This window comes from Ruegeria atlantica, assembly GCF_013032455.1.
Taxonomy (GTDB): domain Bacteria; phylum Pseudomonadota; class Alphaproteobacteria; order Rhodobacterales; family Rhodobacteraceae; genus Ruegeria; species Ruegeria atlantica_B.
Genome location: NZ_WQCF01000001.1, coordinates 770,255 through 783,044, shown reverse-complemented (window position 1 = coordinate 783,044; position 12,790 = coordinate 770,255). Strand labels below are relative to the sequence as shown.

General features: G+C 59.2%; 10 protein-coding genes. 4 read left to right on the top strand and 6 right to left on the bottom strand.

Features of this window, described 5'->3' with window-relative positions; translation table 11 throughout:
- Window positions 1-25: 25 nt before the first annotated feature.
- The 3 genes from GOW93_RS03825 to pepN form a co-directional block, all read right to left on the bottom strand.
- Window positions 26-1,285, bottom strand: coding sequence for a hypothetical protein (locus GOW93_RS03825; protein WP_170381717.1), 1,260 nt, complete (start codon window positions 1,283-1,285; stop codon window positions 26-28).
- 125 nt (window positions 1,286-1,410) lie between these two features.
- The gene (locus GOW93_RS03820) at window positions 1,411-1,839 is read right to left on the bottom strand and encodes a hypothetical protein (RefSeq protein ID WP_170381716.1); all 429 of its coding nucleotides are present in this window, start codon (window positions 1,837-1,839) and stop codon (window positions 1,411-1,413) included.
- Window positions 1,836-4,388 (bottom strand): aminopeptidase N, encoded by a 2,553-nt coding sequence (gene pepN / locus GOW93_RS03815; protein WP_170381715.1) that lies wholly within the window; start codon window positions 4,386-4,388, stop codon window positions 1,836-1,838. Before pepN ends, GOW93_RS03820 begins: the two co-directional genes overlap by 4 nt.
- A 207-nt stretch (window positions 4,389-4,595) precedes the next feature.
- On the opposite strand from pepN, the gene GOW93_RS03810 reads away from it, so the two are divergent.
- The 3 genes from GOW93_RS03810 to GOW93_RS03800 all read left to right on the top strand — a co-directional run bounded on the left by GOW93_RS03810 (window position 4,596) and on the right by GOW93_RS03800 (window position 8,095).
- Window positions 4,596-6,728, top strand: a complete 2,133-nt coding sequence (locus GOW93_RS03810; RefSeq protein WP_170381714.1) for a malate synthase G — start codon at window positions 4,596-4,598, stop codon at window positions 6,726-6,728.
- A 24-nt stretch (window positions 6,729-6,752) separates the two neighbouring features.
- Window positions 6,753-7,178: a GlcG/HbpS family heme-binding protein gene (locus GOW93_RS03805; protein ID WP_170381713.1), complete on the top strand. Its 426-nt coding sequence runs from the start codon at window positions 6,753-6,755 to the stop codon at window positions 7,176-7,178.
- Window positions 7,179-7,315: 137 nt separating this feature from the next.
- On the top strand, window positions 7,316-8,095 hold the full coding sequence (locus GOW93_RS03800; RefSeq protein WP_170381712.1) for a gamma-glutamyl-gamma-aminobutyrate hydrolase family protein: 780 nt from the start codon (window positions 7,316-7,318) through the stop codon (window positions 8,093-8,095).
- A gap of 46 nt (window positions 8,096-8,141) precedes the next feature.
- Here the strand turns inward: GOW93_RS03800 and GOW93_RS03795 are convergent, their stop codons facing one another.
- Together GOW93_RS03795 and GOW93_RS03790 are read right to left on the bottom strand one after the other, a co-directional pair.
- Window positions 8,142-10,382: a xanthine dehydrogenase family protein molybdopterin-binding subunit gene (locus GOW93_RS03795; RefSeq protein ID WP_170381711.1), complete on the bottom strand. Its 2,241-nt coding sequence runs from the start codon at window positions 10,380-10,382 to the stop codon at window positions 8,142-8,144.
- Between the two features lie 3 nt (window positions 10,383-10,385).
- Complete coding sequence (locus tag GOW93_RS03790) at window positions 10,386-10,850, bottom strand: (2Fe-2S)-binding protein (RefSeq protein WP_170381710.1); 465 nt, start codon at window positions 10,848-10,850, stop codon at window positions 10,386-10,388.
- A gap of 99 nt (window positions 10,851-10,949) precedes the next feature.
- Between GOW93_RS03790 and GOW93_RS03785 the strand changes: the two genes are divergently transcribed.
- Complete coding sequence (locus tag GOW93_RS03785; protein ID WP_170381709.1) at window positions 10,950-11,528, top strand: TetR/AcrR family transcriptional regulator; 579 nt, start codon at window positions 10,950-10,952, stop codon at window positions 11,526-11,528.
- On the opposite strand, the gene kynU is transcribed toward GOW93_RS03785, so the two are convergent.
- On the bottom strand, window positions 11,521-12,714 hold the full coding sequence (gene kynU / locus GOW93_RS03780; protein ID WP_170381708.1) for a kynureninase: 1,194 nt from the start codon (window positions 12,712-12,714) through the stop codon (window positions 11,521-11,523). The genes GOW93_RS03785 and kynU overlap by 8 nt on opposite strands.
- Between the last annotated feature and the right edge of the window lie 76 nt (window positions 12,715-12,790).

Sequence of the window (12,790 nt, the reverse complement as noted above, 5' to 3'; positions counted from 1 at the left end):
GCCGCGCCAAAGGGGCAAGGGGGAATCAGTGCTGAGACAGGCGCAGCCCCGACGGAGTAAACGTCACGTCCATGCCGCTGCGCAGCTCTTCCCGAAACAGATCACCGATGGCCCGCAGCGCGTCGCGATGGCCTCGAGCCGCGAATCGCTCTGGCGAGTTGATACGGGCGCTGTTGTTGAACCCGTTTGCAGCATGAGCCCAGAGGAGCGGGTGCAATTCGGTCAAATGATCACGGATCAGCCAATTGGCCGCCTCATGAATTTCTGCACGCACCTGATCGGCCTTGTCGTTCAAGCCCAACCCGTTTTGAATCGTGATGGCGCAATAGGCCGACAGCATGTTGACGGTCGGCTGGTCTGGTCGGCGATGCAGGATGTCGTGCAGGCCTTCCAGAAAGTATTCCACATCCAGCCGTGCGCAGGCCTCTTCATCCAGTGCGATGGCGTCAAACTGAACCCAGGTATATCCACCGGCTCCCCAGATATCCTGGGTGCGCGCGGCGTTGCGCAGGGCCTGAACCTCAAGTTCTTCATAGCTGCCGAAGCAGCGCGGCAATAGATGCGTGCCCATTGCCCGCATGTGGCGCTGGTTTTGCGGGTCCAGCGTGATCAGCCGTTCGTATTCGTCCGCAACACGCAGGTTGGATTTCCGCTGGCCCGCCAGCAGGGCACATCCTGCTGCAGCGACCATGGGGCTGTTCGGAGCAACCGCACGGCATTTCGGCAAAAGTGCCGCGGCCCGGTCAAAATGCGCTGCGCAGCGCGATTGGTGCAGCGGCGGCAATGTCGCCTTCGTTGCTGTCCCACGCCAAGCCCAAGCCAGGTCGATATGCGCCAAGGCAACGACCAGAGTAATCATCGGATCCTCCGGATGCGCGCGCATTTCATCTTCAAGCTCGGAAATGCCGCTCAGCAGGTCGTATTCGCGTAGAGCATTTACGTCAGCCAGCGCATGCTCAACCGCGAGAACAACGTCGGATCTGGCGCCAAAGGCCAGCAAGTCCGCGATTGGCGTACCATCTGGTGCCGTCTCGCGCGCTTCATCAGCCTTTCGCATCAGTTGGGACAGTTCGGACCACTGATCCTGCCTTGCCAGCTTGCGACCATGTTCAATGGTTTCGTGTGCAGCTAGGTCTTCGGCCCGGATATCGCCAAGAGGAATATTCAGTTGCCCTTTATCCGGCAAAGTCGCCGTTGCAGACCCATCCAAAGCGCACAATTCTTGCGCGGGATGAGGATAGGGCAGAGAAGACTGGGCGTGACGCGCCTTGAAAAACCGAAACATGGTAACACTCGAAACCGTAACAAACAGGTGGTCTTAAATTTTACTGAAACGATCCTCCAACTCAAGCTTTGCATAAGAATTTGAGCGCGGATGTGGCGCAATGGACCACACCCGTGTTGATTGTTTCACAAAATGCTAAAATGGTGGCGTTCAACACGCAGCTCGGCCTGCTGAAAGACCTCTTCCAAATCCTTGCTGGGGGGCGTGGATTCATCGGGCAACCGAATCCGCTTGCCAGACTTCAGCACCAACGAAATGCGCACCGAAAAGTCCCAGCGTGTGTCAAACCGCGCATAGTCAATATCCGCTAAATCGACGTGGCCTTCGCGATTTCCCGAGAACCAGCGTACCTCGTCGTGGTCCACGGATATCCCGGCGCGGGTGTCGCGTGCGATGTCCCAAAGCGCGGGAAGAGTGGTTAACGCCAACAGGCCGACGAGCCACCAAGCCGCATCAAACATAACCTGCAGGGCCACCAGCGCCACGTAGACGGCGAGCAGGATCAGGATCGTGCGTGGCGTTCTGTTGTGGCGTGTAAAGCGGAATGGGGTCATGCGTCAAGGATACGAGACACCATTTCCGTGGTGTCGCGGGACAGGTTCGGCGTGTCGGCGATACGGGTCATTTGAGCCTGCATAAGCGACTGGCGATCTGCGTCGTAACGCTTCCATGTCTGGAAGGCCGAGCACATCCGCGCCGTAGTCTGCGGGTTCACCGGATCCAGCCGGATTAGCCAATCTGCCAACAGCGCGTAACCAGCACCGTCCGCACGATGGAAACCCGCATGGTTCATCGCCAATGCACCCATAACTGCGCGGAACCGGTTCGGGTTCTTCCAGTTGAAGTCAGCGTGTTCCGTCAGGTCGCGGGCGGTGTCGGCGGTCGCTTCGGGGGTGGACATTGAGACCTGCAGGCCAAACCATTTATCCATCACCAGACGATCGTGCTGCCACTGGTCGTAAAAGGCGCTCAGTTCCGTTTGTCCTTTGCCAGCACGCAGCAGGCAGGACAATGCGGTCAGTTGCAGCGTCATGTTGTCTGCAGCGGCATAGTCCTCGGCTGCCTTTGCGCCACCGTCCAGGCGCGATGTCAGGGCCAAAGCCGCGCCGCCAAGCGCGCGCTTTCCTGCCTGTTCGGCGTCAGGGTTGAATGGCGCTTCGATCAGCGTTTCACTGTGTAGCCGGGGCAGCAAATCCTGCACATGCTGCGCTGTCGCCTGACGCAGGGTTTCAACTGCGGTCCAGATCGCCATCGGGTCGGGTGTGTCCCCGGCTTCAAATAGGGCTGCTGCGAGTTCGGCTTGCGTTGGCAGGCCCAGCATCAAAGAGCGATAGGCCGGATCCAGATCGCCATCCCGCAACACGGCAAGAATACCGTCCAGGTAGTCGGAGCTGGGTGCTGTGTCCTCGCGGATCATGCGCAGCAACGTATCTTGCGCCAGCGAGCGCCCGGCCTGCCAGCGATTGAACGGATCGGTGTCATGAGCCAGAAGGAACGCGCGCTCGGCATCCGTGTGATCATGTTCCAGAATGACCGGAGCCGAGAAATTCCGCAGGATCGAGGGCACAGGCTTGGCCGCCAGCCCGGTAAACTCAAAGCGCTGTTCGGCCTCGGTCAGTTCCAGAACCTCAGTCGCGCGCACTTCGTCGCCGTTTGGACCCAGTAGGCCGACGGCGACCGGGATTACTTGCGGCAGCTTTTCCGTTTGTCCGGGGGTGGGTTCGGTGCGCTGTGATAGAGTCAGGGTATAGGTGCCGTCCTGCCAATCATCGGTGACCGAAACGCGAGGTGTACCGGACTGGCTATACCAACGTTTGAACTGGGTCAGATCGCGGCCGGTCGTATCCTCGAAAACTTTGATCCAGTCTTCGATGGTGCAGGCCTGCCCGTCATGGCGGTCGAAATATAGATCGAGTGCCTTGGAGTAAGCCTCATCGCCCACCAACTGCTTCAACATGCCGATGACCTCGGCGCCTTTCTCGTAGACGGTCGCGGTGTAGAAATTGTTGATTTCCTGAAAGCTCTCAGGCCGGACAGGGTGCGACAGCGGCCCGTTATCCTCGGGAAACTGCCGTGCGCGCAGATCGATCGCGTCGTGTATGCGTTTGACCGGGGCCGAGCGCATGTCGGATGTAAACTGCGCATCGCGGAAGACAGTCAGCCCTTCTTTGAGGCATAGCTGAAACCAGTCGCGGCAGGTGATCCGATTGCCGGTCCAGTTGTGGAAATACTCATGCGCGATGATTGCTTCGATTCGTTCGAAATTGGCATCGGTCGAGGTTTCGGGACTGGCCAGAACGGCGGAGGAGTTGAAGATGTTCAGCCCCTTGTTTTCCATCGCGCCCATGTTGAAGTCATCGACGGCCACGATGTTGAACACGTCCAGATCGTATTCACGGCCATAAACGTCTTCGTCCCATTTCATCGACTTCTTCAGCGCCTCCATGCCAAAGGCGCATTTTCCCTCGTCGCCAGGGCGGAACCAGAGGTTCAGTTCCACATCGCGACCGGACATGGTGGTGAACTGGTCGGGATGGGCGATCAGGTTTCCGGCCACCAATGCAAACAGGTAAGCCGGTTTGGGCCACGGATCAGTCCATTCCGCCCAACCGTCTCCCTTGCCCGAAGGGTTGCCGTTGGACAGCAGCACCGGCAGGTCGCCATTGATGCGCACGGTGAAGGTGGACATCACGTCGGGACGATCCGGGTAATAGGTGATCTTGCGAAACCCTTCGGCCTCGCATTGGGTGCAGTACATGCCATTCGACATGTATAGCCCCTCAAGCGCGGTGTTGTTGCCGGGGTCGATCTCGACCACGGCTTCCCAGATGAAGGGGGCGTTGGGAACATTTGCGGTCAGGCCTTTTTCGGTGACCTCTGGCGTGATCTCGACCCCGTCGATGACCGCGCGGATCAGGGTTAACTCTTCACCATGCAGGAAAAACGTGCGGTCGGTTGCATCGGGGTTCGGTCGGAAGGCAATGCGCGAGGTGACGCGGGTGGCGTGATCGGCCAAATCAAAGGTCAAATGCACACTGTCCACCAGATAGCCAAAGGGCGTGTAGTCTTTGAGGTAGATCGTGGTAGGGGCAGCGTCGCGCATCGGGGGCCTCGTAACGGTAGATGTCTGGCGCGACGTTATGAGGTGCGGCGCCCGCCTGCAAGCAGGGGTGCAGCATCGGATACGTGATGATTTCCGTGGTGGCGTGCGGATTGGCAGTGAAATGAGCCAAGAAGAGTTGCCTATCGGAAACATCCACCCTAATTGGAGGCTGCATACAGTGGCGTACAAATGCGGGAGAGGTCGAACATGAGCAGCAGAGAAACCCGGAACGGCTTGCAGATTGCCGTTGAGCTGGCGGATTTCATCGAGAATCAGGCGCTGCCGGGAACTGGCGTTTCGTCCCGAACTTTCTGGTCCGGTCTGTCCCGCATGGTTGAAGAACTGGGGCCAAAGAACAAATCTCTGCTAGCCAAACGCACCGAGATTCAGGGCCTGGTCGACGGCTGGCATCTGGCCAACAAGGGTCAGGACCATGACGCCGCCGCTTATCAGGCCTTCCTGCGTGAGATCGGCTATCTTGTCGAAGAAGGCGAGGCGTTCCAGATCGAAACCGCCAATGTCGACCCGGAGATCGCGCTGACGCCCGGCCCGCAATTGGTGGTGCCGATCACCAACGCCCGCTTTGCGCTGAACGCCGCCAATGCGCGCTGGGGTAGCCTGTATGATGCGCTTTATGGCACCGACGCGATGGGCGATCTGCCTCCGGCGGGTGTTTATAACGCTGAGCGTGGCGCGCGTGTAATCGCGTGGGCCAAAGCGTTTCTGGATGACACCGCGCCGTTGGCCGAAGGGTCGTGGGCGGACGTCACCGGCCTGCGCGTCGAGGACGGCGCGCTGGTTCCAGCGCTCGCTGATCCCGCGGCTTTCGCGGGCTTTGGCGGTGCTGCGGACAAGCCCGACTTTGTACTGCTGAAAAACAACGGCCTGCACGTGCAGATCATGATCGACCCGAGCAGCAATATCGGGTCCTCCGATCCGGCAGGTATCGCGGATGTGCGACTGGAATCGGCCCTGTCCACGATCATGGACTGCGAGGACTCGGTCGCCTGCGTCGATGCTGCTGACAAGGTTGTGGCCTATGGTAACTGGCTGGGCCTAATGAAAGGCGATCTGACTGAAGAGGTCTCCAAGGGCGGCAAAACCTTCACTCGAAAACTGGCGGGTGACGTGGAATACACCACCGCTGACGGCGAACAGGCCACGTTGAAAGGCCGTTCGCTGATGCTGGTGCGCAACGTGGGCCACCTGATGACCAACCCCGCGGTGCTGGACGGCGACGGCAACGAGATCGGTGAGGGCCTGATGGACGCGCTCTGCACCACGCTGATCGCCATGCACGACCTCAAGCGCGATGGGGGCAACTCGGTCGAAGGCTCGGTTTATGTCGTGAAGCCCAAGATGCACGGGCCGGAAGAAGTTGCGTTCTCGGTCGAGATTTTCGACATGGTCGAAGACGTTCTGGGCCTGCCGCGCAACACCGTGAAGCTGGGCATCATGGATGAGGAGCGCCGCACCTCGGTGAACCTCAAGGAATGTATCCGCGCTGCTAAATCGCGTGTGGCTTTCATCAACACCGGGTTCCTCGATCGGACGGGGGATGAGATCCATACCTCCATGGAAGCAGGCCCGATGCTGCCGAAGGGTGACATCAAGAACACGCCGTGGATTGCGTCTTATGAGGATCGCAACGTTGATATCGGTCTGGCTTGCGGTCTGAAGGGCAAGGCGCAAATCGGCAAAGGTATGTGGGCGATGCCCGACCGGATGGGCGATATGTTGGAGGCCAAGATCGGCCATCCGCAATCGGGTGCCACTTGCGCTTGGGTGCCGTCGCCAACTGCCGCGACTTTGCACGCGACGCACTATCACAAGGTCGACGTGCTGGCCCGTCAGGACGAACTGGCTGCCGGTGGCGCGCGCGGTACGCTGAACGACTTGCTGACCATTCCACTGCTGGGTGGCCGTAACCTCAGCGAAGATGAAATCGCGCGCGAGATCGAAAACAACGCGCAGGGCATTCTGGGCTATGTGGTGCGTTGGGTCGATCAGGGGGTGGGGTGCTCGAAAGTGCCAGACATCAATGATATTGGCCTGATGGAAGACCGGGCAACCTGCCGGATATCGTCACAGGCGCTGGCCAATTGGTTGCACCACGACGTTGTCAGCGAAGACCAGGTGATGGCAGCAATGCGGAAGATGGCCGCTGTAGTGGATCGCCAGAATGAAGACGACCCGACTTATTCACCTATGGCGCCGGGATTCGACGGCATCGCGTTTCAGGCGGCCTGCGATCTGGTTTTCAAGGGGCGCATTCAGCCCTCGGGCTATACCGAGCCGGTTCTGCATGCCCGCCGTCTGGAACTGAAAGCCAGCCTTTAATCCCAAGGAACGAGAGGACACAACATGGCAGTCAATCTGCGCAAAGCTCGCACTATCATCCGGAAAACCCTTGAGAAGGGGCGCGAGATGGAACTGAAGCCTCTCTCGGTTGTTGTGCTGGATGCCGGAGGCCACGTCATCGCATTTGAGCGTGAAGATGGCGCGGCACCGGGTCGGTTCCCGATCGCGCATGGCAAGGCGTATGGATCGGTCATGCTGGGCATGGCGGGCACTGCGCAGATGCAGCGGGCCGAGGCGCAAGCTTATTTCATGGCCGCGGTGAATGGTGTTTATGGTGGTCAGGTCGTTCCGGTTCCGGGCGGTATCTTGTTGCGGGATCGCAAAGGTGCCGTGATTGGTGCCGTGGGTGTTACCGGCGATACGTCGGACAATGACGCGGTTGCAGGCATGGCCGGGATTGAGGCGGCGGGCCTGACCGGAGAAATCTGATTTTCTCTAACTTACGCTGAAAGATGCGTGCAGAACTGAACACGTCCTTGCGCTGTCATGCAGGGCGTGCTCTGTTGCACGTTCTCCTCGCTGCGGATAGCTTTCTTTTTAATCAGGGAACCAGTAAGGAAAGCGGAATGTCTCGACCTGTCGTCGGTATCATCGGCAACTCTTATCTCATGAACGATGAATATCCGACCCATGCGGGCGGAACGATGAATTCGGACGCCGTGGCAAATGTTTCCCACTGCCTGCCGCTTTTGATCCCATCTGACCCGCGATATGTCACGGTCGAAGAATTGCTGGAGGTCTGCGACGGGTTCCTGCTGACTGGCGGGCGTCCAAATGTACACCCCGAGGAATATGGCGAAGACGCCACTGACGCCCATGGCGAGTTCGACCGGGCACGGGATGCTATCACGCTGCCTCTGGTTCGGGCTTGCGTTGAGCGAGGGCAGCCGTTCATGGGGATCTGCCGTGGGTTCCAAGAAGTGAACGTTGCCATGGGGGGGACGCTTTACCCCGAAATTCGTGATCTACCGGGGCGAATGAACCACCGCATGCCGCCGGACGGCACGCTGGAAGAGAAATTCGCTTTGCGCCATGTGGTAACATTGGACGAGGGCGGCGTGTTTCACCAACTATTCGGCGCGCCTGAGGTGATGACGAACACCCTTCACGGGCAGGGTATCAAGACAGTCGGTGATCGCGTGGTTATAGACGGACACGCGCCGGATGGCACGCCCGAGGCAATTTATGTCAAGGATGCACCCGGGTTTACGTTGTCGGTGCAATGGCACCCGGAATGGGATGCGATCAACGATCCTGTTTCCCGACCTTTATTCGAAGCGTTCGGCGCGGCTGTACGCGCATGGGCGACCGGATCGGATGTCAGCCTGATACAGCAGACAGCGTGAATTTCGCGCCGATCCGCAAGAGGGGGACCGGACCGGCGCGTTGCGATCAGACCAGCAAGTTAAACTGATTGATCAGGGGGAGGGTGCGGGCGCGTTCTCCGGTCAAATCGAACAGAGCATTACCGAGCGCGGGCATTGACGGAGGTGTTCCCGGCTCGCCTGCGCCGCCCATATGACGGTTGGTTTCCAGCACGCGCACCTCGACCTGCGGGGCAGTGTGCATGCGCAGCGCATCATAGTCAGGGAAGTTGTACTGTTCGACCTCGCCGTCGGCAAAGGTGATCTCGCCATAGCAGGCCGCCGACAACCCGTACATCATGCCGCCGAACATCTGCGCCTTGACGTTTTCCGGGTCCAAAGCCAGCCCCATATCACAGGCGATCCATGCCTTGTTGATGCGGATGGTGCCGTCTTCATCGACCACTTCGATCACCTGCGCAACCGGAGTGCCGAAGCTGTAGGTGAAGGCCACGCCGCGCCCAACACCCTCGGGTGTCTGACCTGTCCAGCCCGACATCTCTTTCACAGCTTCAAGGCAACCTGCCGACGGCGCGTGTTCGTCCTTCATCAACTCCAGTCGGAACTCCAGCGGGTCGCGGCCTGCGGCATGGGCCATCTCATCCATGAAGGTTTCATGAAAAAAGCCGTTATGGCTGTTACCGACTGAGCGCCAGAACCCGACGGGAACATCAAGTTCAGCGATGTGTCCGCTTACCCTGTAATTCGGCACCGCGTAGGGTTGGTTGAAGAACCCTTCGACCAGCACCTTGTCTGGGCCTGAACCGGGCAGACCAGTATAGCGTGTAACGGCTTGCTGAGTGCTGGATTGGGATGCGACGCTACCGTCGATCAGCACCGCTTTGCCATCCTGAACCGCTCCGCGCAGCCGGGCGATGGCACCTGGGCGGAAATAGTCGTGGCGCATGTCTTCTTCGCGGCTCCAAGTTGTCTGAACCGGAGTGCCGGGCATGGCCATGGCGACCTTGGTGGCGATCTCGCCGAAATCCAGCTCACCGCGTCGGCCAAATCCGCCGCCCAGATATGTGGTGTGGATCTGCACTGCCTCGGTGTCCAGACCGGCTGTGTTGGCTACGCGGAACCGGATCAGCGTCGGGGCCTGATTGCCGCACCACAAATCCAACGCGTCGCCTGTGTAAAGTGCGGTTGTGTTCATTGGCTCCATCGTGGCGTGGGCCAGATAGGGCACCTGATATTCCGCCGTGATCTCGGTTGCGCCATCGGGCGTGACGCTCACATCGCCATCGTCGCGCATGGTCGAGTTCGGAGCGTCGTCGAAAGCTTCAGCAATTTTGGCAAAGATGCCCGCGGTGTCGGGTGGGTAGGGGGCGTCGCCCCAATCCACATCTATTGCCTCAACTGCCTGATTGGCGAGCCAAGTGTTGTTTGCGATAACCGCGACACCAGTGCCCAGATCGACAATTTTCTCGACCCCGGGCATGGCTTTGGCGGCACTGTCGTCAAAACCGTTCATCGCACCGCCGAGTTTTGGGTTCATCCGGACGGCGGCGAATTTCATGCCCGGCAAGCGTACGTCGACACCGAACCCGGCCGTACCTGTCACCTTTTCGACCATGTCCAGTCTCGGTTGGGTCTGGCCCAGATAGCGCCATTCGGACGGATCGCGCAGCGGCACCTCGACCGGTTCAAGCCCCGCCGCATCTACAGCCAGATCAGTGTAGGCGATCTTATCGCCACTCGGGGAAATCACGTGCCCCGAAGCGGTCTTTAGCTCGGACGGGTCGACGCCCAGACGATTGGCCGCCGCGCGTTTCAGCGTCTCACGAGCCGAGGCTCCGGCCTGACGCATACGCTCGAACCCGTCCTTCATCGAGGTCGAGCCACCGGTGACTTGCAGGCTCAGCACCTTGCCAAGCACCCCAAGCGCTTCACCCAGATTGTGCTGGAAGTTCGAGATGTCATAACCCTTGTTGGGCAGGCTTTCCCTCATCAGCGCCGAGTTGTAGTAGGCAGCTGCCGCCGGGCCGTGCAGAACGTTGATCTGGTCCAGATCAACGTCCAGTTCCTCGGCAATAAGCGCAGCCCATGTTGTTTTCACCCCCTGTCCCATCTCGGCGCGGGGGGCAAAGAGGGTCACGCCGTTCTGGTCGATCAGAACAAATGGGTTCAGTGCTGTCTGACCTTCGGTGGGTTTCAGCGGGTTTGCGGCGGGGCGGTTCACGTAATAGGCACCAAAAGCCACGCCGCCGACAATTGCGGCGGACCCGATCAGAAAAGTGCGACGGAGGATTTTTCCAACAGAAGCCATTGATTAGGCCTCCTTCAATTTGCCGGCTGCGTCGTGGATCGCAGCGCGAATACGGGGGTAGGTGCCACAGCGACACAGGTTGCCTTGCATCGCTTCGTCTATGTCCGCGTCCGATGGTGCGGGGTTTTCTGCCAGCAATGCGGCGGCCTGCATGATCTGGCCCGATTGACAGTATCCGCACTGTGCCACCTGATGATCGACCCAGGCTTGTTGGATTGCAGCCATAGCGTCTGGTGTTCCGATGCCTTCAATCGTGGTCACATCACCCCAAACATCTGACAAGGCCACCTGACACGAACGTACGGCCTCGCCATCAATATGCACGGTGCACGCGCCGCAGGCGGCGACGCCGCAGCCAAACTTGGTTCCGGTCAACCCGACCTCATCCCTCAGTACCCAAAGCAGGGGGACGTCATCGGGCAAGTCAATCTGATGTTGCTTTCCGTTGATCTTCAGAGCGGTCGCCATTGCGCACCTCATTTATCTGTGGCTTGTTGCTGACATAATTGTCGAAAAGTGTCAGCGTGTCAATTGACAATACAAACAAAAAATGTCACGAGTTCAGGTATGGTGGAAGCAGTTGACGATTCACGGCAAAAGGCGATCCTGAACTCGGCGTTTCAGGCCTTTTCTACTTATGGGTATCGAAAGACCTCGATGGATGACATAGCGCGCGGGGCGGGGATGTCCCGGCCAGCGCTGTATCTGCATTTCAAGAACAAAGAGGCGATCGTCAGCAAACTGACTGAGTTTTACTACGTTGAAAAAACGGCAGCAGTTGCCGCAGCGCTAGCGACGCAGGGTTCAGTGGCCGAGGTTCTGACCCATGCTATTCAGACCCAGACGGCAGGGATCGCAAAGATACTGGCGTCGCCTCACGGGCTTGAGATGCTGGATAACACCAAGTCCATGTCCTCTGAAATCATTGCAGAGGGAGAAGCCGGGTTGGCGGGCGTCTATGCCGAGTGGCTGTCGCAGCAGGAACGGTTGGGGCGCGTGCGTCTGCTGACGAGTGCGGCCGAGACCGGCCGGACGATCACGGCCACGCTGAAAGGTCTTAAGCTGATCGGCGCGGGGGCTGATGTTTATGAACAGCAGGTCGCGCAGATCGCGGCGCTGATCAGCGCAGGGCTTGAGGTTAAGTAACCCGCTGCCGCACCTTGTATTCTGGCGTGTCCCACAAGCGGTTGCCCATGATGTCGGCCATGATGCCGGCTGCACGTTCTACGTCCTGCTCGTCGATATAAAGCGGCGTGAAACCAAACCGCATGATATCAGGCGCGCGGAAATCTCCGATCACACCGCGCGCGATCAGCGCCTGCATAGCCGCGTAGCCCTCAGTAAACCGGAAAGAGACCTGACTGCCGCGCTGGTTTGGGTCGCGCGGGCTGGCCAGTTCTAACTCGGGGCAGGTCGCTTCCAAGCGGGAGATGAACAACTCGGTTAGTTCGATGGACTTGGCGCGCACGTCGGTCATGTTGGCCATGTCCCAGATGTCCATTGCAGCAGAGAGGGCGGTCATCTGGATGATCGGAGGGGTGCCGACACGCATTCTCTCGATCCCACTGCCGGGGCGGTAATCCAGATCGAAGGCAAAGGGGGCATCGTGTCCCAGCCAGCCAGACAGGGCAGGGCGCGCGCGGTCGGCCAGACGCGGCGCGACATAAATAAAGGCAGGCGCACCGGGGCCGCCGTTTAAGTACTTATATGTACAGCCAACCGCGAAATCTGCGTTGCAGGCGGACAGATCCACTGGAACAGCTCCGGCAGAGTGGGCCAGATCCCAGACAGTGACCACCCGATTCGCATGAGCCAACTCGGTCAACGCCTTCATGTCGTGCATTCTTCCGCTGCGATAGTCGACTTCGGTCAGCATCAGAACAGCGACATCTTCGGTGATGCTTGCGGCGACCTCTTCAGGTGCAACGACGCGCAGTTCGTAATCTGGGCCCAGAGAGCGCAACAGACCGTCCACCATATAAAGGTCCGAAGGGAAATTGCCGTTGTCCGACAGCACAACCTTGCGATCCGGGCGCAGCTCAAGGGCCGAGGCCACGGCCTGATAGACCTTGATCGAGAGTGTATCCCCGGTCACCACAGTACCAGGTTCCGCTCCGACAAGGCGGCCAATGCGGTCGCCCAACCCTGTCGGCAAAGCCATCCACCCGGCCTTGTTCCAGCCGGTGATCAACATTTGCCCCCATTCCTTGACCATCATGTCGTTTACCCGGTCTCCTGCTGCCTTGGGCAGCGGACCCAGTGAATTTCCGTCCAGATAGATGACGCCATCTGGCAGGTCGAACATGGCTTTTGTCGCGGCAAAATCGGTCATCGGGGGCTCACAATCTTTTGATCTGGGTCAGTGCTTTGATTCGGCCTATCCGATCCATTTATGCCTGTCCATTGAT

Excerpts from the sequence above, each read along its gene's own strand:
- pepN (WP_170381715.1), bottom strand. The coding sequence starts at position 4,388 with ATGCGCGACGCTGCCCCTACCACGATCTACCTCAAAGACTACACGCCC.
- GOW93_RS03825 (WP_170381717.1), bottom strand. The coding sequence starts at position 1,285 with ATGTTTCGGTTTTTCAAGGCGCGTCACGCCCAGTCTTCTCTGCCCTAT.
- GOW93_RS03795 (WP_170381711.1), bottom strand. The coding sequence starts at position 10,382 with ATGGCTTCTGTTGGAAAAATCCTCCGTCGCACTTTTCTGATCGGGTCC.
- GOW93_RS03800 (WP_170381712.1), top strand. The coding sequence starts at position 7,316 with ATGTCTCGACCTGTCGTCGGTATCATCGGCAACTCTTATCTCATGAAC.
- GOW93_RS03810 (WP_170381714.1), top strand. The coding sequence starts at position 4,596 with ATGAGCAGCAGAGAAACCCGGAACGGCTTGCAGATTGCCGTTGAGCTG.
- GOW93_RS03785 (WP_170381709.1), top strand. The coding sequence starts at position 10,950 with ATGGTGGAAGCAGTTGACGATTCACGGCAAAAGGCGATCCTGAACTCG.
- GOW93_RS03820 (WP_170381716.1), bottom strand. The coding sequence starts at position 1,839 with ATGACCCCATTCCGCTTTACACGCCACAACAGAACGCCACGCACGATC.
- GOW93_RS03790 (WP_170381710.1), bottom strand. The coding sequence starts at position 10,850 with ATGGCGACCGCTCTGAAGATCAACGGAAAGCAACATCAGATTGACTTG.
- kynU (WP_170381708.1), bottom strand. The coding sequence starts at position 12,714 with ATGACCGATTTTGCCGCGACAAAAGCCATGTTCGACCTGCCAGATGGC.
- GOW93_RS03805 (WP_170381713.1), top strand. The coding sequence starts at position 6,753 with ATGGCAGTCAATCTGCGCAAAGCTCGCACTATCATCCGGAAAACCCTT.